This is a genomic window from Aeromicrobium sp. Leaf272, assembly GCF_001422865.1.
Classification (GTDB): Bacteria; Actinomycetota; Actinomycetes; order Propionibacteriales; family Nocardioidaceae; genus Aeromicrobium.
The window spans coordinates 337,977-338,778 of sequence record NZ_LMMY01000009.1; the positions used below are offsets into that span (position 1 = coordinate 337,977).

The following is an 802-nucleotide window of genomic DNA, read 5'->3' on the forward strand; positions in this document are numbered from 1 at the left end:
CGTCGTCGGACTCGGCGCCACCGTTGAGCATGTCGGTGTTGACCCCCATCGGGCACAGGCAGCTCACCGCGACGCCCCGCGACCCGTACGTGACCGAGAGCCACTCCGAGAACGCGACCGCGGCGTGCTTCGTGACGGAGTAGGTGGCCGAGCCGATCTGCGTGACCAGGCCGGCCGCCGACGCGGTGCTGAGGAAGTAGCCATCGCCCCGCTCGAGCCAGCCCGGGACGAGCAGACGGGCGGCCCGCACGTGGGACCGGACGTTCACGTCGATCGAGGTGTCCCACTCGGCCTCCGTGGCCTCGAGTCCCTGGCCGAGGCCCACCCCGGCGTTGGCGGCGTAGAGGTCGACCGGGCCGAAGCGCGAGGCCGCGAGGTCGAGGACGCGGCGGATGTCACCGTCGTCGGCACAGTCCCCCGCGACTCCCGCCACGCGACCCGGTGCGACGCCGTCCAGCCGTTCCACGACGTCCTTCACGCGCACGTCGTCGAGGTCGGTGACCACCACGCTCGCACCGTGCTCCAGCAGCCGCTGGGCCAGGGCCGCGCCGATGCCGCCGGCGCCGCCGGTCACGACGGCGACCCGCCCCTGGACCTTCATGCGGTCACCTCCGCGGCAGCGACCCGGATCGCGTCCCGGTCGATCTCCCGCTTGAGGATCTTGCCGGTCGCGCCCTTCGGGAGGGCCTCGACGAACTGGTAGAGCCGGGGCACCTTGTAGGCGGACAGCTGGACCTTGGCCCAGGCCCGGAGCTCCTCCCCGGTGAGCCGCGCACCGGGGCGCAACGAGACCACGGCCGCC

General features: G+C 73.3%; 1 protein-coding gene and 1 pseudogene. Both read right to left on the reverse strand.

The window, feature by feature from the left end; all coding sequences use genetic code 11:
- A partial coding sequence (locus ASF38_RS17800; protein ID WP_056573582.1) for an SDR family oxidoreductase occupies positions 1 to 601 on the reverse strand: 601 nt, incomplete at its 3' end.
- A pseudogene (locus ASF38_RS18290) lies at positions 598 to 802 on the reverse strand (hypothetical protein); the annotation flags it as partial. The gene ASF38_RS17800 and the pseudogene ASF38_RS18290, both read right to left, overlap by 4 nt.